Source organism: Streptomyces sp. NPDC050988 (assembly GCF_044456225.1).
Lineage (GTDB): Bacteria > Actinomycetota > Actinomycetes > Streptomycetales > Streptomycetaceae > Streptomyces.
Window position 1 is genome coordinate 684770 of record NZ_JBITFQ010000002.1, and the last position, 22592, is coordinate 707361.

22 protein-coding genes are annotated in these 22592 nt (G+C 69.8%); 12 read left to right on the forward strand and 10 right to left on the reverse strand.

The window, feature by feature from the left end; all coding sequences use genetic code 11:
* Positions 1–7 precede the first annotated feature (7 nt).
* From ACIBEI_RS07885 to ACIBEI_RS07895, 3 genes are all read right to left on the reverse strand, one after another.
* A complete protein-coding gene (locus ACIBEI_RS07885; RefSeq protein WP_398886169.1) occupies positions 8–592 on the reverse strand; it encodes a cysteine hydrolase family protein in 585 nt (194 codons plus the stop codon).
* A gap of 104 nt (positions 593–696) precedes the next feature.
* Positions 697–2748: an NAD(+) synthase gene (locus ACIBEI_RS07890; protein ID WP_398886171.1), complete on the reverse strand. Its 2052-nt coding sequence runs from the start codon at positions 2746–2748 to the stop codon at positions 697–699.
* Positions 2749–2826: 78 nt separating this feature from the next.
* Positions 2827–3264, reverse strand: a complete 438-nt coding sequence (locus ACIBEI_RS07895; protein ID WP_398886346.1) for an Lrp/AsnC family transcriptional regulator — start codon at positions 3262–3264, stop codon at positions 2827–2829.
* 114 nt (positions 3265–3378) lie between these two features.
* Between ACIBEI_RS07895 and ACIBEI_RS07900 the strand changes: the two genes are divergently transcribed.
* A complete protein-coding gene (locus ACIBEI_RS07900) occupies positions 3379–4296 on the forward strand; it encodes an SMP-30/gluconolactonase/LRE family protein (protein WP_398886173.1) in 918 nt (305 codons plus the stop codon).
* 159 nt (positions 4297–4455) lie between these two features.
* A complete protein-coding gene (locus tag ACIBEI_RS07905; protein ID WP_398886175.1) occupies positions 4456–5574 on the forward strand; it encodes a hypothetical protein in 1119 nt (372 codons plus the stop codon).
* A 21-nt stretch (positions 5575–5595) separates the two neighbouring features.
* Here the strand turns inward: ACIBEI_RS07905 and ACIBEI_RS07910 are convergent, their stop codons facing one another.
* From ACIBEI_RS07910 to ACIBEI_RS07920, 3 genes are all read right to left on the reverse strand, one after another.
* Positions 5596–6411, reverse strand: coding sequence for an SAM-dependent methyltransferase (locus ACIBEI_RS07910; protein ID WP_398886177.1), 816 nt, complete (start codon positions 6409–6411; stop codon positions 5596–5598).
* Positions 6412–6592: 181 nt separating this feature from the next.
* On the reverse strand, positions 6593–7834 hold the full coding sequence (locus tag ACIBEI_RS07915; RefSeq protein ID WP_398886179.1) for an FAD-dependent oxidoreductase: 1242 nt from the start codon (positions 7832–7834) through the stop codon (positions 6593–6595).
* Between the two features lie 117 nt (positions 7835–7951).
* Positions 7952–8332 carry a helix-turn-helix domain-containing protein gene (locus ACIBEI_RS07920; protein WP_055616014.1) on the reverse strand — a complete coding sequence of 127 codons (381 nt, stop codon included), beginning with the start codon at positions 8330–8332 and terminating at the stop codon, positions 7952–7954.
* A 144-nt stretch (positions 8333–8476) separates the two neighbouring features.
* Here ACIBEI_RS07920 and ACIBEI_RS07925 point away from each other — a divergent pair, with 144 nt between their 5' ends.
* Positions 8477–8884, forward strand: coding sequence for a RidA family protein (locus tag ACIBEI_RS07925; RefSeq protein WP_398886182.1), 408 nt, complete (start codon positions 8477–8479; stop codon positions 8882–8884).
* A gap of 24 nt (positions 8885–8908) precedes the next feature.
* Here the strand turns inward: ACIBEI_RS07925 and ACIBEI_RS07930 are convergent, their stop codons facing one another.
* The gene (locus tag ACIBEI_RS07930) at positions 8909–9520 is read right to left on the reverse strand and encodes an NUDIX hydrolase (RefSeq protein ID WP_398886184.1); all 612 of its coding nucleotides are present in this window, start codon (positions 9518–9520) and stop codon (positions 8909–8911) included.
* A 101-nt stretch (positions 9521–9621) separates the two neighbouring features.
* On the opposite strand from ACIBEI_RS07930, the gene ACIBEI_RS07935 reads away from it, so the two are divergent.
* The 3 genes from ACIBEI_RS07935 (at position 9622) to ACIBEI_RS07945 (ending at position 11394) form a co-directional block, all read left to right on the forward strand.
* Positions 9622–10326, forward strand: coding sequence for an ArsR/SmtB family transcription factor (locus ACIBEI_RS07935; RefSeq protein ID WP_398886186.1), 705 nt, complete (start codon positions 9622–9624; stop codon positions 10324–10326).
* A gap of 208 nt (positions 10327–10534) precedes the next feature.
* A complete protein-coding gene (locus ACIBEI_RS07940; RefSeq protein ID WP_398886188.1) occupies positions 10535–10903 on the forward strand; it encodes a metalloregulator ArsR/SmtB family transcription factor in 369 nt (122 codons plus the stop codon).
* A complete protein-coding gene (locus ACIBEI_RS07945; RefSeq protein ID WP_398886190.1) occupies positions 10900–11394 on the forward strand; it encodes an SRPBCC family protein in 495 nt (164 codons plus the stop codon). The genes ACIBEI_RS07940 and ACIBEI_RS07945 overlap by 4 nt, the downstream gene beginning before the upstream one ends.
* 48 nt (positions 11395–11442) lie before the next feature.
* On the opposite strand, the gene ACIBEI_RS07950 is transcribed toward ACIBEI_RS07945, so the two are convergent.
* Positions 11443–13158, reverse strand: a complete 1716-nt coding sequence (locus ACIBEI_RS07950) for an IlvD/Edd family dehydratase (RefSeq protein ID WP_398886192.1) — start codon at positions 13156–13158, stop codon at positions 11443–11445.
* Positions 13159–13205: 47 nt separating this feature from the next.
* On the opposite strand from ACIBEI_RS07950, the gene ACIBEI_RS07955 reads away from it, so the two are divergent.
* The 5 genes from ACIBEI_RS07955 (at position 13206) to ACIBEI_RS07975 (ending at position 18943) form a co-directional block, all read left to right on the forward strand.
* Complete coding sequence (locus ACIBEI_RS07955; RefSeq protein WP_398886194.1) at positions 13206–14060, forward strand: IclR family transcriptional regulator; 855 nt, start codon at positions 13206–13208, stop codon at positions 14058–14060.
* An 11-nt stretch (positions 14061–14071) separates the two neighbouring features.
* On the forward strand, positions 14072–15088 hold the full coding sequence (locus tag ACIBEI_RS07960) for a zinc-binding dehydrogenase (RefSeq protein WP_398886196.1): 1017 nt from the start codon (positions 14072–14074) through the stop codon (positions 15086–15088).
* A gap of 449 nt (positions 15089–15537) precedes the next feature.
* The gene (locus tag ACIBEI_RS07965; RefSeq protein WP_398886198.1) at positions 15538–16965 is read left to right on the forward strand and encodes a family 2B encapsulin nanocompartment shell protein; all 1428 of its coding nucleotides are present in this window, start codon (positions 15538–15540) and stop codon (positions 16963–16965) included.
* Positions 16962–18014, forward strand: a complete 1053-nt coding sequence (locus ACIBEI_RS07970) for a family 2 encapsulin nanocompartment cargo protein terpene cyclase (RefSeq protein WP_398886200.1) — start codon at positions 16962–16964, stop codon at positions 18012–18014. Before ACIBEI_RS07965 ends, ACIBEI_RS07970 begins: the two co-directional genes overlap by 4 nt.
* Positions 18015–18064: 50 nt before the next feature.
* Positions 18065–18943, forward strand: a complete 879-nt coding sequence (locus ACIBEI_RS07975; RefSeq protein WP_398886202.1) for a geranyl diphosphate 2-C-methyltransferase — start codon at positions 18065–18067, stop codon at positions 18941–18943.
* Between the two features lie 117 nt (positions 18944–19060).
* Here ACIBEI_RS07975 and ACIBEI_RS07980 read toward each other — a convergent pair whose 3' ends face one another.
* Positions 19061–20707, reverse strand: a complete 1647-nt coding sequence (locus ACIBEI_RS07980) for an ABC-F family ATP-binding cassette domain-containing protein (RefSeq protein WP_398886204.1) — start codon at positions 20705–20707, stop codon at positions 19061–19063.
* A 532-nt stretch (positions 20708–21239) separates the two neighbouring features.
* Between ACIBEI_RS07980 and ACIBEI_RS07985 the strand changes: the two genes are divergently transcribed.
* On the forward strand, positions 21240–21425 hold the full coding sequence (locus tag ACIBEI_RS07985; RefSeq protein WP_398886206.1) for a hypothetical protein: 186 nt from the start codon (positions 21240–21242) through the stop codon (positions 21423–21425).
* 34 nt (positions 21426–21459) lie between these two features.
* On the opposite strand, the gene ACIBEI_RS07990 is transcribed toward ACIBEI_RS07985, so the two are convergent.
* Positions 21460–22479 (reverse strand): 2-hydroxyacid dehydrogenase, encoded by a 1020-nt coding sequence (locus ACIBEI_RS07990; RefSeq protein WP_398886208.1) that lies wholly within the window; start codon positions 22477–22479, stop codon positions 21460–21462.
* Between the last annotated feature and the right edge of the window lie 113 nt (positions 22480–22592).

Consider the following 22592-nt stretch of genomic DNA (forward strand, 5'->3'; position numbering starts at 1 on the left):
CTCACCCTCACCCCTCGGACACAGGTTCCTGTCCCGGTGCGAGGGCCTTGAGCCAGTCCTCGACGGCGACGACATCCGCCCACTGCGGGAACAGCTTCTCGTTGAGGAACCTGTGCACCTCGGGGTCGGTGTCCAGGCAGACGTCCGACAGGACGGTCAGCCCGAAGTCCAGGTCGTTGGCCTGGCACAGGGTGTACAGCACGACACCGCTGGTGGCGATGCCCGCGAGAACAAGGCTGTCGATACCGCGCGCCCTGAGCACCAGGTCGAGGTCGCTGCCCGAGAACGCGCTCCCCCGCCGTTTGGTGACCACGATGTCGCCCTTCTGAGGAGCGACATCGTGGTGGATCTCGGTGCCGGGGTCTCCCTCGTCGAAGAGGCCGGCCTCCACGGCGGCGGTGAGCGCCCTGTTGCGCGGGCTGACTTCGGGCTGCCCCGGCCGTAACCCGATGACCACGTAGACCACGGGGACGCCCGCCCCGTGGGCGCCGTCGATCGCCCGGCGCAGGCGCGTCAGGTATCCCGAGCCGTCGTCGGCGATGTCGACGACGACCCGTTGGACGTCCATCACGAGGAGAGCCGTGTTGGCCATGGCGCGGTCCCTTCTGCTCTTCAGCGGAATCAGGAGCAAGTCTGGGCGATCGACCGAGCCGTGGTGGGGTGTTCCGAGTCTCTGTCCGCGGTTCCGAGGCTCGCCTACTCCCCTTCCTGTTCCCGCGGCACGTCCCAGCGGGCGAGGTCCCTGAGCCAGACCGCCGCCGTGCTGTCCGACGGGGCGCGCCAGTCGCCGCGGGGCGAGAGGGAACCACCGGCCAGGACCTTCGGCCCGTTCGGCATGGCCGAGCGCTTGAACTGGGCGAACCCGAAGAAGCGACGGCAGAAGGTCTCCAGCCAGTGCCGGATCTCCTTCAGGTCGTACGCCGTCCGCTTGGCCTCGGGGAACCCCGGCGGCCACACACCGGCGCCCTGGTCGTGCCAGGCGTGCCAGGCGAGAAAGCCGATCTTCGACGGCCGGAAGCCGTGGCGCAGGATGTGGAAGAGGGTGAAGTCGTGCAGCGCGTACGGGCCGATCTTGGACTCCGTGGACTGCAGTTCCTCTCCCGGCACCAGCTCCGGGCTGATCTCCGTGTCGAGGATCGCGGCCAGCGTCTCGTTGGTCTCCTCCTCGAACTGGCCACTGCTGATGACCCATCGGATCAGGTGCTGGATGAGTGTCTTCGGGACACCGGAGTTGACGTTGTAGTGGCTCATCTGGTCGCCGACGCCATAGGTGCACCAGCCGAGCGCCAGCTCGGACAGGTCCCCGGTGCCGAGGACGATGCCCCCGCGCTGGTTGGCCAGCCGGAACAGGTAGTCGGTGCGCAGCCCGGCCTGCACGTTCTCGAAGGTCACGTCGTACACCGGCTCACCGGAGGAGAACGGGTGCTCGATCTCCTGGAGCATGAGCCGGGCCGTCGGCGTGATGTCCAGTTCGGCGGCGGTGACGCCGAGCGAGCGCATCAGCTTGTGCGCGTTGCTCTTGGTGCCCTCGCTGGTCGCGAAACCGGGCAGGGTGAAGGCGAGGATGTCGCTGCGCGGGCGGCCCGCGCGGTCCATGGCACGGGCGGCGACGATCAGCGCGTGCGTGGAGTCGAGGCCGCCCGACACTCCGATGACGACCTTCGGGCCGCCGATCGCCGCCAGTCGCTGCTGCAGACCGGTGACCTGGATGTTGTACGCCTCGTAGCAGTCCTGGGCGAGGCGGCTGGGGTCGGCGGGCACGAACGGGAATCGCTCGACCCGGCGGCGCAGTCCGAGGTCCGTCGCGGGCGGGTCGAGCCGGAACGACACGGACCGGAAGCCGCTGGTGCGCGCGGCGTGGGTGCGGCGGTTGTCGTCGAACGTGCCCATCCGGTGCCGGGCCTGTCGCAGCAGGTCGAGGTCGATGTCCGCCACCGCGTACTGGTCGTCGAGCGGGAACCGGTCGGTCTCGGCCAGCAGTTCACCGTTCTCGTAGATCATGGTCTGGCCGTCCCAGGACAGGTCGGTGGACGACTCTCCCAGTCCGGCCGCCGCGTAGACGTAGGCGGCCAGGCAGCGGGCGGACGCGGCGCGGCACAACAACCGCCGGTCCTCGGCCCGGCCGACCGTGATCGGGCTGCCCGAGAGGTTGAGAAGGACGGTCGCCCCGGCCAGCGCCGCCTCCGCGCTCGGGGGCACCGGTACCCACATGTCCTCGCAGATCTCCGCGTGCAGCACCAGGCCAGGGACGTCCTCGGCCGCGAAGAGCAGGTCCGTGCCGAACGGCACGGTCGCTCCGCCGACCTGGATCGTTCCGCCCCGCTCGTCGTCGCCCGCGGCGATCTGCCGCCGCTCGTAGAACTCGCGGTAGTTCGGCAGGTAGGACTTGGGTGCGACACCGAGGATCCGCCCGCGGTGCACCATCACCGCGCAGTTGTAGACGCGGTGGCGATGCCGCAGCGGGGCCCCGACGACGAGCACCGTCAGCAGCTCCGCCGACCCGGCGACCACGGTCTGGAGCGCCTCCTCGACCTCGTCGAGCAGCGCGTCCTGCAGCAGCAGGTCCTCGATCGAGTAGCCGGACAGGCAGAGTTCGGGGAACACGGCGACGGCGACCCCCTCCTGCGCACATCGGCGGCCCTGTCGCAGGACCGCCTCCGCGTTGGCGGGCGGGTCGGCGATGGCCGCATGGCCGGTGCACGCGGCGATCCGCGCGAAGCCGTGCTGGTAGATCGACCAAAGATTCACGATTTCGAAGTGCCCTTTCCAGCAAGCAGTTTCACGATGGGTACCTCCCGGCACCCGACAAGCGTCGGCCCACCACCGTCAGTCGGCATGGACCGGCCGTTCGAAGAACGTCTCCAGTACGACCGTCGCATGCGTCCCACTCACGCCCTCGATCTCGTAGAGCCGCCGCAGGACGTCCTGCAACTGCTCCGTGGTGGCCGTGCGCACCTTCACGAGGACGGAGGCCGTGCCCGCGATGACGTGCGCTTCCTGGACCTCGGGAATGGCGGCGAACGATTCGGACGCCTCCCCCATCCAGGCCGACGAGTCGACCATGACGAAGGCGAGCACACCCCGCCCGAGGGCGGCCGGATCGACCTCCACGGTCGTACGGCGGATGACGCCGCGTTCACGGAGCTTACGTACGCGATCGTGGGCCGCACCGGCCGACAGGCCGACCGCCCTGCCGAGCAGCGCGTAGGCCTGCCCGGCGTCGCGCTGCAGCTCCGCGATCAGCGCCCTGTCGACGTCGTCCACGATCCCGTTGGTCATCCCCATGCCTCAACCATATCCGGTTCGGTCATATTAGGATCGCAGCGAATGGCGTTCAGGTCCGCATGACGCTCAGATCCACACGGAGAGAGGTTGGCCATGCCCGGCGAGATTCTCAACAATCTGTACGAGGTTCTGGATGAGCGCTTCCGCACCGGGCGGTGCGCGAACGGCGACGCGCGTCTGGAGCAGTTGTACTCCGACTGCCGCTGGGCCGAGGGGCCGCTCTATCTGCCCGCCTGGCGGCAGCTGATCTGGAGCGACATCCCCAACGACCGCCTGCTCCGGTGGGACGAGGCGACGGGCGCGATCGGGGTCTTCCGCTCCCCCGCCGGCCACGTGAACTGCAACACGCTCGACCGCGAGGGCCGGCTGGTGAGCTGCGAGCAGGGCAACCGCCGGGTCACCCGCACCGAGCACGACGGCCGCGTCACCGTGCTCGCCGACCGCTTCGAGGGCAAGCGGTTCAACAGCCCGAACGACGCGGTCGTACGCTCCGACGGCTCCGTCTGGTTCACGGACCCGGACTTCGGAATCACCAGCGACTACGAGGGGTTCCGGGCCGAGAGCGAGATCGGCAGCTGCGACGTCTATCGGATCGACCCGGTGACAGGCGGGATCGACCGGGTCGCGGACGGCTTCGGCGGGCCGAACGGCCTGGTCTTCTCGGCGGACGAAAGGCAGTTGTACGTCGCCGACACGAAAGCCGGACAGATCCGCGTCTTCGACGTGCGCGAGGATCGCACCCTCTCGGACGGCAAGGTCTTCGCCCAGCACACCGAGGGCGGCTTCGACAACATCCGCTTCGACGACGAAGGGCGCCTGTGGGCCGCCGCGTTCGACGAGGGTGTGCACTGCTACGACCCGGACGGCACCCTCATCGGACGACTGCGCGTGCCCGAGCCGGTCTCCAACATCGCCTTCGGCGGCCCGAAGAACAACCGCCTCTTCATCACGGCCACGACCTCGCTGTACTCGCTCATGATGTCCGTGACGGGCCTGCCCCGGGTGCGGTGAGGGCCGTACGACCTCCCGGCACACCCGCTCCAGGGCGTCGGTCGAGGTGTTTCGGCCGATTCTCGACGGGCCGCGAGATGCTCACCTCCGTGCATTGACCTCTTCGGCGTACTGCCCAACGGTGGATCCTCCCTACTCGGCGCAGGAAGGGAAGTTCCCGTGCGAAGACGGCACTTCGTCAGTGGATTGATCGGCACCGCGGCAGGGTTCGGGCTGACCACGGCGGCCGGGCCGTTCGCGGCCGCCCGCAGCGCTGCCGCCGCGTTTCCCCCGGGCTGGCAGCCCGTGCCCGTGCCGAACGGGCAGGAGGCCGCGCAGCTCGTCGACGTGGCCGCCGCCGGGCCGGGGCTCGCGTGGTCCGTGGGCGAGGAGGGCCGGAACGGCTCCGCACGGGGCAGGCCCCTGGCGATGCTCTGGGACGGTACGGCGTGGACACGGACCGGCCTGGGCCATCTGGACTTCGCCGGACAACTGCACTCCGTCGCGGGCAGCTCCCCCGACGCGGCGTGGGCCGTCGGCACCGACACCTCCGGCCACGGGCACCTGCTGGCCTGGGACGGCGTCACCTGGCAGGAGGTGGCGTATCCGGGGCAGGAGGACACCGGGACCGAACTCACCGGCGTGACGGTGGCCCCCGACGGGCGGGCCTGGGTCTCCGGCCGCAACAGTGAGGGGCAGGGGCTGCTGCACTGGAACAAGCAGGAGTGGCGCTGGTGCGCGCTGCTGCCGAGCACGGTGACCGAGGCGCCGTCGGGCGTCCACCGCACACCGGGTGGCGAGATATGGGTGTACGGAACCGGTGTCGTCGCTCGCTGGGACGGAGCCTGGACCGAACTGCCGCCGCCCACAGGGTTCCGCTTCGGCGTCACCGGGCTTCTCCCCTGCGCCGAAAACGACGTCTGGCTCACCGCCTACGACTACGGAGTCGGCGGGCCGCCCGGAAAGCCGCCCAGCTGCGTCCTGCGGCACTGGGACGGCACCACTTGGAGCCATGTCACGCCGCCGTTCACCGTCGGCCTGCTCAGCGGCATCACCGGCGACGACCAGGGACGGCCGGACCGTATCGCCGGCTGGGACTTCTGGGACCAGACACGGGCGCACTGTCTGCGCTGGGACGGCACGGCGTGGGTGAGCGAACGCGGCCCGCTCGCGACAACACCGGTCGTACTCAACGCACTTGCCCGGGTACCCGGAACCGGCGAGTACTGGTCCGTCGGTACGACCTCATCCTCCCCCTACCCACCCGCGCAGGCGCACGTGGAGCACTTCGGCCCCTGAGGCACGCCCGTGCAGCCGAGGTCACGGTTTACGGGCGAGGCCGCCGTGCTCGCCGACGGGTCCGGGAGTGGCAGAGGAGGTGTCCGGGCGCCAGAGGGGGACCGAGACGACCCCGGGCTCGATGAGGTCCAGGCCGTCGAAGTACGCCGTGATCTCGTCGACGGTACGCAGGTTGTACGGGACGGCGCCGCTTTCGTTGTAGGCGTCCTGGGCCTGCTCGAAGACCGGATCGATGCCCCGCGAGCCGTCGTTGATGGAGAGATGGCTCCCGGACGGCAGCGCGTCCATGAGGCGGGCGACGATGGAGCGCGCCTGGTCGTGGTCGGCGACGTGGCCCAGGATGTTGCTCAGGACGAGGGCGGTGGGGCGGGTGAGGTCCAGCGTCTCGGCGGCGGCCGCCAGGATGCGCTCCGGGTCCAGCACGTCGGCGTCGACGAAGGCGGTCGCCCCCTCCGGGGTGGAGTGGAGCAGGTCGCGGGCGTGTGCCACCACCAGCGGGTCGTTGTCGACGTAGACGATCCTGGACTCCGGCGCGATGCGCTGGGCGACCTCATGGGTGTTGTCAGCGGTCGGCAGACCGGTTCCGACGTCCAGGAACTGCCGGATGCCCGCCTCGGCGACCAGGTACGTGATGTTGCGACACAGGAAGGCGCGGCTGCTGCGGGCGATGGTCACGATGCCGGGGAAGACGGCGGTGTACGCGTCGCCGGCCTCCTGATCCACGGGGTAGTTGTCCTTGCCGCCCAGCCAGTAGTTCCAGATCCGCGCAGAGTGCGGCACCGAAGTGTCGATCTTCTGATGCGCCTCGGATCCGGGCGTCGTCGCGTGGTCGGTCATGAGTGCAGCCCGTCTCTCGGCCGAGGCATGGATGGTTCACCGCACAACGTACGTCCCAACTGGCTTGTCACATACACCAGTTCACGCATCCCACGGGTTCGAGCTGCGGCTTTCGTGGAGTGGCTGGGCGGGGTTGGGTTGGGTTGGACAGCGCCGGGCGGGACGCGGATCACCCGGCCTTCTAGGCAAGGCCTTTGAGCATGCCGTGCCAGTACAGCGCCGGCAGCCCGTAGCGCTTGAGCAGCCACATGTCCCGGCGTTCCTTGGTGGTGTCGACCAAGGGGATGCTGGGGGTGGGGCGCAGGTCGTAGTCGAACTCGGCGAGCAGCATCCTGTCGCGGGCCGTGACCAACGGGCAGGAGGTGTAGCCGTCGTAACGGCGCAGCTCACGGGGCTCACCCTTGGGATCGGCCTCGATCTCGGCCAGCAGGTTGGCGACCACGACGGGGGCCTGCCTGCGGACGGCGGCGCCGGTCTTGGAGGTGGGCAGGTTCGCGACGTCGCCAAGGGCGAACACATTGCGGTGGCGCGGGTGTTGGAGGGTGTACTGGTCGACCTCCACATAGCCGTACGGACTGGTGGGATCGGCGAGCGGGCTGTGCTTGACCCAGTCGGGGGCACTCTGCGGCGGTACGGCGTGGAGCAGATCGAAACCGAGGGTCTCCTCGTCGCCCGTGGAGCGATCGGTCACTGTCAGCCGGCGGGCAGCGCCATCGACCGAGGTCATCTCCGAGTTCAGTCGCACCTCGATGCCATAGCGCTCGGCGACCCGCTCCAGGGCCCGGCGCCAGACCGGCACGGCGAACATGGAGTCCGCGGGCAGGACGAGGACGACTCGGATGCGGTCCAGAACCCCTTGCCTGCGCCAGTGGTCGGCGGCCAGGTAGGCGATCTTCTGCGGGGCGCCGCCGCACTTGACCGGGCCGGTCGGCTGGGTGAAGACCGCGGTGCCCGAGCGCAGGCCACGAATCAGTTCCCAGGTGTACGGAGCATGCTCGAAGGAGTAGTTGCTGGAGACGGCCCCGTGTCCGACAGCTGCGTCCAGGCCGGGAACTGCGTCCCAGTCCAGCTGGAGACCGGGAGCCATGACCAGGTGGTCGTAGCCGATGGTGCGGTGCTCGGTGGTGGTGACCGTCCGCGCCTCGGGGTCGACGGATGCGGCGGCCTCGCGGATCCAGCACACCCGCCTCGGCATCACGGAGGCTTCGGGGCGGCGGGTGACGTCCAGCGGGGCCTGACCGCCGCCGACCAGGGTCCACAGCGGCTGGTACCAGTGGGTGCTCGCGGGTTCGAGCACCGCGACATCGGTGACACCGGCTCGGCGCAAGCGGGCAGCGACCGTGACACCGGCGGTGCCGCCTCCGACGATCAGCACCCGGTGGCGCCTCCGAGCGGAACGGCGGGCGGAGGACGTGGCTGGCATGAAGGGCTCCTCACGATCTTCACGCAATACCCCCGTAGGTATTTCGAGGGTAGGCGATGCTCGCCGTCAGGGCCAATGCCACACCGTCAAATTGCCTGGCAGGCAAGGTAGTTGACGTCAGCCGTCGAAGCTGCGGCGGGAGGCCTCGATGTGGCCGAAGTACCGGTGGGTCCAGTCACACATTCCGTCCACCGTCGCCCGCAGGCCCTGGCCCGGCTCGGTGAGGGTGTACTCGACCCGGGGCGGCACGGTGGGGTGCACCTTCCGGTCGACCAGGCCGTTGCGTTCCAGCATGCGCAGGTTCTGCGTGAGCATCTTGTGGCTGATGCCCTCGACCTCGTCCCGCAGTTCACTGAACCGCAGGGTGCGCTCACCGAGGGACTCGATGATCAGGAGCGCCCACTTGTTGGCGACGTCCGAGAAGATCTCCCGCGCCAGAGAGTCCGCGCGTGTCAGGTCCGCCTCGTCGGGCGAGTCGCTGAACTGCTTGGTCACCATCAAGTTCCCCAGTCACTGAAAAGTGCGTTCTTCCATGTCAGCGCTCACTCTCCTACGGTTTCCCAGTAACCACAAGAGACCACGGGATTCGTGGTTCGACGGAAACGAGCCCTCATGGCAAGGGCTCCACAACAAGGAGTCAGCATGGCCATCACTCTGGTGAACCCCGAAGGACTGACGAAGGTCGACCTCTACCGGCAGGTGTCGGTCGCCACCGGGTCGAAGCTGGTCCACCTCGCCGGGCAGGTCGCCTGGGACGCCGACGGGGTCACGGTCGGTGAAGGTGACTTCGCCGCACAGGTCGAGCAGTCCTACCTCAACGTCGGCACGGCCCTGGCCGGGGTCGGCGCCTCGTTCGACAACGTGGTGAAACTGACCGTCTACCTCGTCGACTGGACCCCCGGCAAGATGCCCCTGTTCGCGGAGGGGGTCGCACGCGCCGCCGCGAAGCTGGGAGTCACCCCGGCCGCACCGCTCACCGGGGTGGGCGTCGCCGCCCTGGCCGCCCCCGACCTCCTGGTCGAGGTCGAGGCCACGGCGATCATCGACTGAGCTGGTGGCGTTCTACCACTCCGCTCACCCTGGCTGCGCAGCCATGAGCTTGCGGGTGAACCTGTGCATGTGCGGGTCGAGGGTGTCCCCGGGCTCGGCGAGGACCTGTGACAGGGACAGCCACTTGATCGCCGAGAATTCGTCCTCGTCGAAGGTGACGACGCTGCCGGCATCCGCCCGCAGGACGTACCAGAGCGACACGTCAGTGTGCCGTCCCTGCCCGCGCGTCCGCGTGATGGTCAGAAAGAACGGCTGCCTGCCGGCGACCGCCGACGGAACGGCGTCGATGGACAGTTCCTCTCGGCACTCACGCACCACCGTGTCCCACGGGTCCTCCATCGGCTCGACATGACCACCGCTGGGAAGCCACAGACCGGCCTTCCGGTGGGCGACCAGCAGGAGTTCGCCGCGCTTCTCGTCCAGGACCACGAAGTAGCTGACGAGATGGACCGGCGGCACATCGGGTTTCCGTACCCGGTAGAGCGGAGCTCCGCCGGCAACCCACTCCACCGCCTCGGCGAGATGGACACGCTCCTGTTCGTCCCAGGGAGGAACACCCTCCAGCAGACTCGTCAGCCGTGCACGAAGAAGCTGGTCACGCTCGTCTGAAGCACCGGTCGCGTTCACTGAGTTCATGATGCCAAGAGCGGTGGTGCCGCGAGGGCGGCATGGACCGCAAAGGGTTCTTCGCAAAGAGGTCTTTGCGAAGAACCCTTTGCGGTCTAGAGTCACGCGGTATGCCCGAACCCAGCGAGCAGCCACAGGACTTGACTCCCCATCCGGACTCGGTCGTCCTGGACGCCACGGGGCTACGTGCCCTCGCGCACCCAGTGCGGGTGCAGTTGGTCGGACTGCTGCGGAAGCACGGCCCGTCGACCGCCACCCGGCTCGCGGAGCGGCTGGGCGTCAATTCCGGCACGGCCAGCTACCATCTGCGCCAGCTCGGTGCGGCCGGTCTCGTCGAGGAGGACACGGAACGCGGCAACGCGCGGGAGCGCTGGTGGCGTTCGGTGCACCAGCGGACGTGGTTCAACGATCACGAGCTGGTCGAGCGGGAACCCGAGGCCGCACTCGCCTACCTGCAGTCCGTCGCCGCCACCTACACCTCGCGCACCCAGCAGGCGCTCAACGAGCTTCAGACCATGCCTCGTGTCTGGCGGGACACCTTCGACATGAGCGACTGGCCCCTGCGGATCACCCCCGAGGAGGCTTCCGCGCTCTACGAGGAGTTGAGGGCCGTCATCTCCCGCTATCGGCAGGACACACCGGGGGCGACGGCGCAGGCCCCCGAGGGCGCCGAACGGTTCTCCGTGATCACCCACCTCCTGCCCGAACCCGACGCGCCCTCCACCTCGACGGGCACGAACGCGGGCACGGGCACGGGCGCAGGCGCGGACACCGACGCAGCCGCAGCCGCAGCCGCAGCCGCGGAGAGGCCATGACGAAGAAGGCTTCCGGTACGGGCGACTTAGCCGACGCGCGCACCCTGCGTGCGCTGGGCGGGGTGCTCGCGGCAATGGCGGTGTCGCTTACGGGCACTCGGATCTCCGGCATCGCGCTGCCTCGGACGCGGGGGCAGAGCCTCGAAGCAGTCGTCCGAGGCGCGCCCGCTGGAAGCAAACCCGTAACCAAGGGGTTACGCTTTCTGTCATGGACGACGTGGCCCACGCGATAGCGGATCCCGTGCGCAGGGAAATCCTTCTCATGCTGCGTGGGGCCACGCTCACGGTCGGGGAGATCGCGCGTTGCTTCACCATCAGCCGGCCGGCGATCAGTCGCCATCTGCGGGTGCTGCGGGAGTGCGGGCTGGTCCGCGACGAACTCGTGGGACGGCAGCGGATGTACAGGCTCGATGCGGCACCGTTGGCGGAGCTGGCCGAGTGGGTCGCCGTGATTCGCGCGCCGGGCGGCTGGGATCAGCGCCTGGACGCCCTTGAGACAGAGGTTCGTCGCACCCGCCGTGAGAGGTCCACGCGTCGCACGGCACCACATGGAGAACGTACGGAGGACACCGCATGAAACCACTGCCCAGTGCCCGGCTCGTGCCCACCGCCGACGGCAACGACCTGATCCTGACCCGTACGTTCCGGGCGCCCATCGAGGACGTCTGGGCGAGCGTCACCGAATCGGAGCGCACGGCACGGTGGTTCGGCCCCTGGGAAGGGGACGCGGCGCCGGGTCGTACCATCCGCGTCCGGATGGCGTTCGAGGAAGGCGAGGCGTGGACCGAGGTGCGCATCGACGCGTGCGAGCCGCCGCGGCACCTCGCCGTCTCCACGTCCGACGAAGCGGGCGACTGGCGCATGGAACTGCGGCTGTCCGAGGCGGCCGGGACGACGGAACTCCAGTTCGTCCACCACCTCACGACGACGAAAGGACTCGGCGAGATCGGGCCGGGCTGGGAGTACTACCTCGACATGCTCGTCGCCTCACGCGACGGCACTCCGGCGCCGAGTTTCGACGACTACTACCCCTCGCAGCAGGCCTACTTCGAGTCCCTGGCCGAATAGTGGTTCTCCGCCAGGGCGGGGTCGTCGGCCCCGTGCGGCGGACGTGCGTCAGTGCGATTCGCGGCTCACCTCCGAGCCGCTGGAGCCGACGAGGAAGTCCAGGTCGGCGCCGGTGTCGGCCTGGAGGACGTGGTCGACGTAGAGGCGTTCCCAGCCGCGCCGGGGGCTCGCGAAACCCGTGACGGTGGCCTTGGTGGGGGTCCTGCGGGCCAGTTCGTCGGCCGATACGTCGAGGTCGATGCGGCGGGCCTGGACGTCGAGGCTGATGTGGTCCCCCGTACGAGCGAGGGCGAGCGGGCCACCGGCCGCGGCCTCCGGGGCCACGTGCAGGACTACGGTGCCGTACGCGGTGCCGCTCATGCGTCCGTCGCAGACGCGGACCATGTCACGGACGCCCTGTTCGAGGAGCTTCTTCGGGAGCGGCATGTTCGCCACCTCGGGCATGCCCGGGTAGCCCTTGGGGCCGCAGCCGCGCAGCACGAGGACCGAGTCGGCGTCGACGTCGAGATCGGGGTCGTCGATGCGGGCGTGGAAGTCCTCGATCGAGTCGAAGACGACCGCCCGGCCCCGATGGCGCAGCAGGTGCGGGGAGGCGGCGGCGGGTTTGATGAGCGCGCCGTCCGGGGCGAGGTTGCCGCGGAGCACGGCGATGCCGCCCTCGGCGACCAACGGCTCGGTGCGCGTGCGGATGACCTCGCCGTCCCAGATCGGCGCGTCGTCGAGATGGTCCACCAGCGGTTCGCCGGTGACCGTGAGCGCGTCCGGGTCGAGCAGGTCGCGTACTTCGCGCAGGACGGCGGACAGGCCTCCGGCGCGGTGGAAGTCCTCCATGAGGAAGCGTCCGGCCGGCTGCAGGTCGACCAGGACCGGCACCCTGGAGCCGATGCGGTCGAAGTCGTCGAGCGACAGGTCTACCCCCAACCGCCCCGCGATGGCCAGGAGATGGACGACCGCGTTGGTCGAGCCGCCGATCGCGGCCAGCGCGACGATCGCGTTGTGGAAGGACGCCTGAGTCAGGAAGCTCCCCGGTCGTCGGTCGGCAGCGACCATGTCCACCGCCAGTCGGCCGGTGCCGTGCGCGGCCTCCAGCAGCCGGCTGTCGGGTGCGGGCGTGCCGGCCACACCGGGCACGACCGTGCCGAGGGCCTCGGCCACCAGCGCCATCGTCGAAGCGGTCCCCATCGTGTTGCAGTGCCCACGGCTGCGGATCATCGCCGACTCGGAACGGACGAACTGCTCCTGCGAGAGCGTGCCGGCCCGCACCTCCTCCGACAGCCGCCACACGTCCGTGCCGCACCCCAGCGGCGTACCGCGGAACGTGCCGGTGAGCATCGGGCCGCCCGGCACGACGACGGCCGGCAGGTCCACCGAGGCGGCGGCCATCAGCAGCGACGGGATCGTCTTGTCGCAGCCTCCCAACAGGACGACGCCGTCGATGGGATTGGCCCGCAGCATCTCCTCCGTGGCCATCGCCGCCATGTTGCGCCAGAGCATCGCCGTGGGCCGCACCTGTGTCTCGCCCAGCGACACCACGGGCAGATCCAGCGGAATGCCGCCCGCCTCGTGGACGCCGTCGCGGACCGAGGCCGCCACCTCGTTCAGATGCGCGTTGCAGGGAGTCAGGTCCGAGGCGGTGTTGGCGATGGCGATCTGCGGGCGGCCGTCGAAGGCGTCACCGGGCACACCGCGGCGCATCCACGCCCGGTGGATATAGGCGTTGCGGTCCTGACCCGCGTACCACTGGGCGCTGCGGAGCGTCACCATTGAGCTCCTTCCAATAATCGACACAGAGGTCTAATCTTTGGAACGCCATGAAGCATACGCAGGCGTTCGAAGGTTCGACAGACCTCGGCGCGGACGGCTCAACAGGCGCCGACAGCAGCCGACTTGTGGGATCGGACCGGGTGCTCGCCGTCCTCAGGGAGCTCGCCCGGTATCCCGACGGAGTGGGCCTGGAGGAGTTGACGCGGGTGATCGGCAGCCCCAAGCCGACCGTGCACCGGGCGCTCGGTGCGCTGCGCCGGGCGGGTCTGGCCGACCAGGACGTCCGCGGCCGCTATGTGCTCGGTGACGAGTTCCTGCGGATGGCCTTCGCGCACCACGAGGCCCGCCCCGAGCACGTACGTATCCGTCCCGCACTGGAAGCGCTGGCCCACCGGTTCGGCGAGACCTCGCACTACGCGGTCCTCGACGGGCGCGAGGTCGTCTACCGCGCCAAGGTCGACCCGCCCACCGGGGCCGTCCGGCTGACCTCGACGGTGGGCGGCCGCAACCCCACGCACACGACCGCCGTCGGAAAGCTGTTGCTCGCCCAGCAGTTGGACACACTCGACGACGTGGAGGCATGGATCGGCTCGACACCCCTGGTACGCCGCACTCCGCGGACCCTGTGCGCGGCCGCCGCCCTGCACGGCGAACTGCGGATCACGCGCGAACGCGGCTACGGTCTCGACGACCAGGAGAACGAGACCGGCGTCAACTGCCTCTCCCTGCCCGTGTACGCGACCTCACCGACCGTCCCCTCCGGCGCACTGAGCATCAGCGCACTGGCGTACCGGACTCCCCTTGACACCCTGGTCGGCGCCCTCGACGAGATCCGTACCGTACTCGGGCCGCTGGGAGAACCGCTCGGCACCCAGCACCGGCACGTGCTCGGGCCGCGGTGAACGCCCGCCTGATGCGTGCCTTCGTACTGACCGCGCCCGGGAAGTACGCGGTCCAGGAGGTTCCGGTGCCGGTGGCGGTTCCCGGCGAGGTCGTCGTCGATGTCGAGCGGGTCGGCGTGTGCGGCACCGACGTCGAGTTCTTCACTGGTGAGATGGCCTACCTCCACCAGGGCCACTCCACCTACCCGACGCGGATCGGCCACGAGTGGGCCGGTCGCGTGGCCGCGGTCGGCGACGGCGTCGATCCCGCCTGGATCGGCAGGCGGGTCATGGGCGACACGATGCTGGGCTGCGGCCTCTGCCGACGTTGCCGCCGGGGTCACCAGCATGTGTGCGAGAAGCGGCAGGAGGTCGGCATACGCGGGCAGCGGCCCGGTGCTCTGGCGGAGCAACTCGCCGTACCGGCCTCCTCGTTGCACGCTCTGCCCGATTCGGTCGGTCCCGTACTCGGCGCGCTGGTGGAGCCGGGCGGCAACGCCCTGCGCGCCGCACAGGCCGCCGAACTGCGGTCCGGTGACCGGGCGTTGGTGCTGGGTCCGGGGACCATAGGGCTGTTGGTCGCGATGTTCGCCCGTGCCGCCGGCGCGGAGGTGCATCTGATGGGACGCACCGAAGAGTCGCTCGCCTTCGCCGGCACGCTGGGCTTCGCACACGAATGGACGGAGGACTCCGTCCCGGACCTGCCGTTCGACGCGGTGATCGACGCCTCCAACGCCGTCCATCTGCCCAGCCTGGCGCTGGAGTCGGTCGAGCCGGCCGGCCGCGTCGTGTACGTGGGCCTGGCCGGTGAACCGAGCCGGATCGACACCCGCACGCTCGCCCTCAAGGACGTCACGGCCGTGGGCGTCCTGTCCGCCTCCCCCGGCCTCGACGCCACGATCCGCGCCTACGCCGACGGATCCGTCGACCCCAGTCCCCTCGTCGCCGCGACCGTCGGCCTGGATCAGGTCGGTGACGTCCTGGCAGGCATCCGCCCGGCCCACGCGGGGCCCGGTCCCAAGATCCACGTCGATCCCCGACTGGTCTGAGCGGGTCCCCGGCCGCGACGAACGCGGACACGGAAGCGGACACGGAGACGGACACGGACCACGGTGACGCGGAGCCTCGCCAGGTACTTCGAGGCGTTCGTGCGCCCTCCGCGCCGGTGAGAGGGGGCACTCGACCGGCGTGGGAGTGCGTGCTCGTCGAGTGCCTGCTTCGAGCCGTGGAGTGACGTCGTCGGGGCGTGAACACGCCCTCCGCGCGCGGTTACCGAGTGGCGGCCGGGGCTGTTTGGCTTTGACATGCAGCGCGTGCTGCCGAGTTGCCCGGACCATCACGAGGGTGCCGTCCGGGCGTTCCCCCCACCCGGCCTCCCTGACCGCGGGTCAGGTCCGAGCCGCCCGCACCCTTCCCGAGTCCCGATGCCCCCGACACCACCCTGTTCAGCCATGTTCGTGCGCGTCCCGTCACGTCCGCTCATGCCTTGGGAGGAAATGTGTCTGCCCCGGAAAGCTCGCCCGAAAGCGCCGCCGGGTCCACCGACGAGCAACGCTTCACCAGCCTCAGCACCCAGGCGGCGCGTCAGCTCGCCACCACCACCAAGTCCGAACCGCAGATGCAGGCCATCACCTCGCGATGGCTGCTCAAGATGCTGCCGTGGGTGGACATCAAGGGCGGCACCTACCGGGTGAACCGTCGACTCCAGCTCCGCGTCGGCCGGGGCCGGGTGCAGTTCGAGCAGAACGGCGCGGACGACATCAAGGTCATCCCCCAGACACTGACCGAACTGCCCGCCCTGCGCGGCTACTCCGACACCGCGGCCCTCAAGGAGATCTCCTCCCGCTTCCGGGTGCGGGAGGTGCGCGCCGGCCAGGTCATGTTCGACGCCGGGCAGCCCGTCACAGAGGCCTACCTGGTCGTCCACGGCCGGTTCACCCGCTACACCATCGGAAAGTACGGCGAGGAGGAGGTCACCGGCGTCATCACGGACGGCGACGGAATGGGCGACGAGGCGATCGGCCAGGCCGACCCCCTGTGGCTCAGCTCGGTGCGGGCCGAGACCGCGGGCGTGGTCCTCTCCCTCAACTGGGACACCCTGATGCAGTTCGTGGACCGCACCCCGTCCCTCGCCGCCCAGCTGACCGCGTTCGCGGAGCAGCAGAGCAAACCCATGAACCGCAAGGGCGAGGCCGATGTCCCCGTACAGGCGGGCCATGTGGGCGAGCCGGTCCTCGCCGGCGGCTTCGTCGACTACGACCTCGTCCCGCGCGAGTACGAGCTGTCCCTCACGCAGACCGTGCTGCGCGTCCACACCAGGGTCGCCGACCTCTACAACCACCCGATGAACCAGACCGAGCAGCAACTGCGCCTGACCGTCGAGGAGATCCGCGAGCGCCAGGAGTGGGAGCTGGTCAACAACCGCGAGTTCGGCCTGCTGCACAACGTCGACTACGGGCAACGCGTCAGTACGTACTCCGGGGCCCCCACACCGGACGACCTCGACGAGCTGCTGTCGATGCGCCGCAAGACCCGGCTGTTCCTGGCCCATCCGAAGGCGATCGCCGCCTTCTTCCGGCAGTGCAACCGGCGAGGCCTGGTGCCCGGCACGGTGAACGTCGAGGGCCACGAGGTGCCCTCCTGGCGGGGTGTTCCGTTCTTTCCGTGCGGCAAGATCCCGATCAGCCCGCAGCACACCAGCAGCATCATCGCGCTGCGCACCGGAGAGAAGGACCAGGGGGTCGTCGGTCTCCACCAGACCGGCATTCCCGAGGAGTTCGAGCCCGGGTTGAACGTGCGGTTCATGGGCATCGACACCACCGCGATCATGAGCTACCTCGTCACCGCCTACTACTCGATGGCCATCCTCGTGCCCGACGCCGCCGGGATCCTGGAGAACGTCCAGGTCGGGCGGACCGCGGAATGAGCACACCATCGGCTTCCGGTTCGCCGTCGCGGCTGCCCGGTCCGCCGAGCCTCGCCCGTCCTCCCCGGCGGGGCGGGGCCATCCCCGGGCTGCGGTACCGGCCCGTCGCCCCCGCCGACCCGGCCAAGGCCGCCGAGGTCGACCGCAGGCTGGAGGAGTGGGCGCGCGGGCTGGATCTGTTCCCGGTGGCGTGGAAGGGGGACTTCTCGGGCTTCCAGTTCGGCCGGGCCGTCGTCCTGCAGCACCCCGGGGCGGCCGACCTCGAACGGCTCACCTCGGCGGGCAAGTTGCTCCTCGCCGAGAACCTCGTCGACAACCTCTACTGCGAGGAGGACGAGGGCAAGGGGGGCTCACCGCGCGGGCTGGGCGGCCGGCTGATCATGGCCCAGGCGGCACTCGATCCCTACCACGGCACCCCCGAACTGGAGGAGGAGTGGCGTCGCGGCGTACGGGCCGACGGGCCGCTGCGCTCGTACCACTTCGCGCTGCGGGACTACGCCGTCTTCGCCACTCCCAGTCAGACCGACAGGTTCGTGCACGACATCGCTCGCCTGCATCTGGGCTACCTCGGCGAGGCCGCCTGGTCGGAGATCCGGTACGTGCCGCAGGTCTGGGAGTACCTGGTGATGCGGCAGTTCAACAACTTCCGGCCCTGCTTGTCGATCGTCGACGCCGTGGACGGCTACGAACTGCCCGCTGCCGTGTACGCCCGGCCGGAGATCCAGCGGATCACCGCCCTCGCGGGCAACGCCACCACGATCGTCAACGACCTGTACTCCTTCACCAGGGAGCTGGCCGGCGATCCGACACATCTGAATCTGCCCCAGGTCATCGCCGCGAACGAGCGGCGCGGGCTGAAGTCCGCCTATCTCAAGGCGGTCGAGATCCACAACAGGATCATGGCGGCGTTCGAGGAGGAGTCGGCGCTCCTGTCCGCCACCTCACCCCTCGTCGAGCGCTACGCACAGGGGCTGTCCGACTGGGTGGCCGGCAACCACGAATGGCACGCCACCAACACCCATCGCTACTTCTTGCCCAACTACTGGTGAAGCGCGCTGAACTGACACGCCGTCATACGCACCAGCATGAGGAGTCACCGTTGACCACCGCCCCCCACGCCTCCATCACGGCAGCCCCGGTGCCGACCCAGTCCACTTACCAGACCCGCGTCGCGGACTACTGGAACGCCGAGGAGAACCCGGTCAACCTCGAACTCGGCAGGATCGACGACCTCTACCACCATCACTACGGCATCGGCGCGGCCGACCGGTCCGTGCTCGACGAGACCGACCCCGACCTGCGCCGGGAGCGGCTCACCGCCGAACTGCACCGTCTGGAGCAGGAACAGGCCGTGCTCCTCTCCAGCCACCTCGGTCCCCTCTCCCCCGACGACCGCGTCTTCGACGCCGGCTGCGGACGCGGCGGCGGCAGCGTCGTGGCGAACCTGATGTACGACTGCCACGCCGACGGAGTCACCATCTCCGCCAAGCAGGCCGAGTTCGCCAACGCGCAGGCCCGCAAGCGGGGCATCGACGACAAGGTCGCCTATCACCACCGGAACATGCTGGACACCGGCTTCCGGTCGGGCGCCTACGCGGCGTCCTGGAACAACGAGTCCACCATGTACGTGGAACTGGACCTGCTGTTCGCCGAGCACGCCCGGCTGCTGCGCCGCGGCGGACGCTATGTGACGATCACCGGCTGCTACAACGACGCGTACGGGCGGGCCTCCCGCGAGGTGTCCCTCATCAACGCCCACTACATCTGCGACATCCACCCACGGTCGGAGTACTTCCGCGCGATGGCCCGGAACCGGCTGGTGCCCGTCCATGTGCGGGACCTGACCGCCGACGCCCTCCCCTACTGGGAACTCCGCAAGCAGGCCGACCATCTGGTCACGGGCATCGAGGACACGTTCCTCACCGCGTACAAGAACAGCAGCTTCCAGTATCTGCTGATCGCGGCCGACCGCGTCTGACGTACCACCGACGTACCACCCGGGAAGTCGGCGCAGACCGGTCGCGAGGACCGGTCTGCGCCGTGCCGTTGAGGGTCAGGGCTGCTGGGCCGTGGGATCAGCCTCCGGCGGTGGCTTCTACACGCGAACAGCCTCGGTGGGGAGCCGCAGCGACAACTGCGGCCAGGTGTGGATGTCGCGTTGCATCTGACGGTCGTGGGTGGCCAGGACGACGGCCGCTTCTGTGGTGTGGAGAGCCTCGGTGAGTTCGTCGACCAGGGCGATGGACAGGTGGTTGGTGGGCTCGTCCAGCAGCAGGACGTGTGGGCGGGCGGCGAGGGCCAGGGCGAGGTCGAGTCGGCGCTGCTGTCCCATGGACAGCTCGGCGACGGCCTTGTTGGCGTCGCGTGAACTGAGCAGGCCCAGCACGCCGAGTCCTGTCACCTCGCCCTCCTTCAGGACGCCCGCGCTGACCAGTCGCGCGGTGTGCTGGTGGTAGAGGTCATGGGCCCGCCGGTGGGTGGCTCGCGGCGACTCCTGTCCGAGCAGGTGCAGTCGCAGCTTGCGCGACCGGTGCAGCCGGCCTGTGGTGGGGGCGAGTTGTCCCGCCAGGACAGCCAGGAGCGTGGACTTGCCCGCCCCGTTCGGCCCGGTGACCGCCAGCCGGTCGCCGGATGTCAGCGACAGGCCGGTCGGCCGGTGCAGCCGCCCGTCGACGGTCACCTCCTCCACGCGCAGCAGAACGACGCCGGGCCGTGCGGGCAGATCGGGCAGACGGAAGCGCTGGGGCGGGACGGGCGCGGTCACCTTGTGCTGCTCCAGGTCCGCCTGGCGCCGATGGACTGAGCGGACCAGCGCACCGGCGCGGGTGGCTCGCTGGTGCTTGTCGGTGCCCTTGTCCGGCCGCCAGCCGGTGCTCAGGCGGTTCTGCGATTCGGACAGGGCCTGCTTGAGGCGGGTGTGTTCGGCCTGCTGCAGTTCGTACTCCGTCTCCCACCGGGCGAGTTCGGCCTCGCGGCCTTCGCGGTAGCCGGGGTACCCGCCGCCGTAGACGCGCGGGCTGCCGTCGCGGGTGGGATCGAGGTCGATGATCGTGGTGGCAACGTCCGACAGCAGCGCCCGGTCGTGGCTGACCACGACGACACCGCCGGAGTGGGCGCGCAACCTGGCGGTGAGGTACTCAAGACCCGCCAGGTCGAGGTGGTTGGTCGGCTCGTCCAGCAGCAGGAGGTCGTACTCGGCGCCCAGCAGACAGGCCAGCCGGATCCGGTACCGCTGTCCGACGGAGAGGGTGGCGAGGAGACGGGTGCGGTCGCTGACGGCGCCCAGCCCCGCGAGGGCGACGTCGACCCGGCGGTCGGCGTCCCAGGCGTCCAGCGCCTGCGCCGCCTCCAGGGCGTCGGCGTAGTCCTGTTCGGCACCGGGCCACGCTTCGGCGAGGCCCGTCGCTGCAGCGTCCAGCTGTCGGAGGGCGGCGCGGGCATCGGCGAGGTGCTCGTCAACGATGTCGCCGACCGTCCGCTCGTCCTCGGCCGGCATCTCCTGCTCGGCCAATGCCAGCGTGCCCACGCGGTGCACGGTCCCCTCGTCGGGCGTCAGCGTGCCGGCGAGTACGTGCAGCAGGGTCGACTTGCCGCGTCCGTTCTCGCCGACGACGCCCCAGCGCGAACCCGGGGCGACCTTCATGTCGACCTGGAGCAGGACGGTTCGGCCACCGCGGTCGACGCGAACGCCGGTGCAGGTCAGCTGGGCCCGATCGCGGGCAGGCAGATTGAGAGTGGTCACGTTCTTCTTCCTCCGGAAGGAGGCACACGTCACCCCTGGGTCGTCGGGGTGGAAGCGCGCCTTCGCTCTGACGGACGGCCAGGCCCAAGACAGGGCGGGCCGCGGGCGCATCACGGCTCCCGGCACCTCAGCTGCGGTGTGAGGGGCGGAGCCTGGGGCCCGGTCAGAGATAGAGGACGTAACTCATGTCTCCACGCTAACAACCCGCCGCACGTATCGCGACGGGTTTTCGGCGCACGAAGATCGGCTACGCCGTGGGGCACGTCCGGCCGCAGGGCGGGAGCGGTCCTGCCCCCGGGGGGCGGCGTGGGCAGAGTCGGTCAGACAGGCTCGGCCGTCGTGCCGCGTACGACGAGATGCGGCGGGGGCCCGCCTTCGACGTCCTGGGCCCCGGCGGCCGGGCCGCGCTCGACCAGCACGGGACGCTCCCCGAGGCCCTCGACATCCTCAAGGAGAACGGGCTGACCTCGGTGGAGGTCAGCACCGGTGGCTTCGTACCCTCCTCTGGTGCAACGCCTGGCCCGAGAACGCGGTGTGGAAGTTCGTCGGCGTCGGCATCGGAAACGACGTCCCCTACTGGACCGAGTTCCTGCGCGCCCTCGCGGAGATCGACCCGGACATGGCCGTGAACATCGAGCACGAGGACGCGGCCTACTCCCAGACCGAGAGACTGGCGCTGGCGGCCAAGAACCTGCGCAGCGCCGCCGCCGCGCTCTGACCCGCTCGCGGGCCGCGGCTCCGGCCCACCCGCGTCACCTGGCCCCGCGCCCGCTCACCGGGCGCGGGGCCCTGTCCTGTCCCGGGGTGGCCGCACCGCCCGGGATCGGTGTGCGGGCGGGGCCTCCGGCGAGTACGTCCTGGATGTTGTCCACGGCGAGGTCCACCATCGCGGCCCGCGTGGCCTCGGTCGCGGAACCGATGTGCGGAAGCGTGACCGCGTGGGGCTCGGCGACCAGCGGGGAGAGTTCCTGGCCCATGGGTTCGCGCTCGTAGACGTCGAGACCCGCCGAGTGGATGACGCCGTCGCGCAGGGCCCGCAGCAGGGCGTCCTCGTCCACGACACCACCGCGCGAGGTGCTGACGAGGGTGGCGGTGGGCTTCATGGCCGCCAGTTCGGCCGTGCCGATGAGGTGACGCGTCTGCGGGGTGAGCGGGACGTGCAGCGAGACGACGTCGGCCTCGGCGAACAGCGTGGGCAGGTCCACCGATGTGGAGAGGGCATCGTCGGGTGCGTACGGGTCGTGGTGCAGGACCCGCATGCCGAAGCCCTGGGACCGGCGTGCCACCGCTCGTCCGATCTGGCCGTAGCCGATGAGGCCGAGCGTGGCACCGTGCACGTCGAGGCCCAGGTAGTCGTCCATCCGGAACAGGCCCCACCGACCGGCAGCCAGTGAGTCGCGGGCGGCGCCGAGCCGCCTGCGGGCCATGAGGATGAGCGAGAAGGTGAGGTCGGCGGTGGTCTCGGCGAGAACGCCGGGGGTGTGGGTGACCACGACGCCGCGTTCGGCCGCCGCCTCCCGGTCGACCGCGTCGTAGCCCATGCTCGCCAGTGCCACGACCCGCAGCGTGGGCCCGGCCGCGTCCAGCAGGGCGGCGTCCACCCGGTCGTTGCCCAGGGCCAGGATGGCGCTCGCGCCCTTCGCCAGTTGCGCCAGATCCCGCGGTTCGGGCTTGCTCGTCCCCGGCCACGCCACGACCTCGGTGTGGGACGCCAGGCGGGCGACGCCGCCGCCGGGGAGGTCGGACCGGGTGGTGAGCACACGCTGCTTCATCTGTTTCTCCCGTGCTTGATCCGCGTTTCACGAAATCAGTGAAGTCGATTTGGTTCGATTCGATTCGTGAAGACGCTAGTCAGCACATTCCAGAGCAACAAATAGCCACTTTG

What these genes read in the sequence shown, in the direction of transcription:
- ACIBEI_RS07885 (WP_398886169.1), bottom strand. Translation starts at nt 592, where the DNA reads ATGGCCAACACGGCTCTCCTCGTGATGGACGTCCAACGGGTCGTCGTC.
- ACIBEI_RS07900 (WP_398886173.1), top strand. Translation starts at nt 3,379, where the DNA reads ATGCCCGGCGAGATTCTCAACAATCTGTACGAGGTTCTGGATGAGCGC.
- ACIBEI_RS07910 (WP_398886177.1), bottom strand. Translation starts at nt 6,411, where the DNA reads ATGACCGACCACGCGACGACGCCCGGATCCGAGGCGCATCAGAAGATC.
- ACIBEI_RS07915 (WP_398886179.1), bottom strand. Translation starts at nt 7,834, where the DNA reads ATGCCAGCCACGTCCTCCGCCCGCCGTTCCGCTCGGAGGCGCCACCGG.
- ACIBEI_RS07920 (WP_055616014.1), bottom strand. Translation starts at nt 8,332, where the DNA reads ATGGTGACCAAGCAGTTCAGCGACTCGCCCGACGAGGCGGACCTGACA.
- ACIBEI_RS07925 (WP_398886182.1), top strand. Translation starts at nt 8,477, where the DNA reads ATGGCCATCACTCTGGTGAACCCCGAAGGACTGACGAAGGTCGACCTC.
- ACIBEI_RS07930 (WP_398886184.1), bottom strand. Translation starts at nt 9,520, where the DNA reads ATGAACTCAGTGAACGCGACCGGTGCTTCAGACGAGCGTGACCAGCTT.
- ACIBEI_RS07935 (WP_398886186.1), top strand. Translation starts at nt 9,622, where the DNA reads ATGCCCGAACCCAGCGAGCAGCCACAGGACTTGACTCCCCATCCGGAC.
- ACIBEI_RS07940 (WP_398886188.1), top strand. Translation starts at nt 10,535, where the DNA reads ATGGACGACGTGGCCCACGCGATAGCGGATCCCGTGCGCAGGGAAATC.
- ACIBEI_RS07945 (WP_398886190.1), top strand. Translation starts at nt 10,900, where the DNA reads ATGAAACCACTGCCCAGTGCCCGGCTCGTGCCCACCGCCGACGGCAAC.
- ACIBEI_RS07950 (WP_398886192.1), bottom strand. Translation starts at nt 13,158, where the DNA reads ATGGTGACGCTCCGCAGCGCCCAGTGGTACGCGGGTCAGGACCGCAAC.
- ACIBEI_RS07955 (WP_398886194.1), top strand. Translation starts at nt 13,206, where the DNA reads ATGAAGCATACGCAGGCGTTCGAAGGTTCGACAGACCTCGGCGCGGAC.
- ACIBEI_RS07960 (WP_398886196.1), top strand. Translation starts at nt 14,072, where the DNA reads ATGCGTGCCTTCGTACTGACCGCGCCCGGGAAGTACGCGGTCCAGGAG.
- ACIBEI_RS07970 (WP_398886200.1), top strand. Translation starts at nt 16,962, where the DNA reads ATGAGCACACCATCGGCTTCCGGTTCGCCGTCGCGGCTGCCCGGTCCG.
- ACIBEI_RS07990 (WP_398886208.1), bottom strand. Translation starts at nt 22,479, where the DNA reads ATGAAGCAGCGTGTGCTCACCACCCGGTCCGACCTCCCCGGCGGCGGC.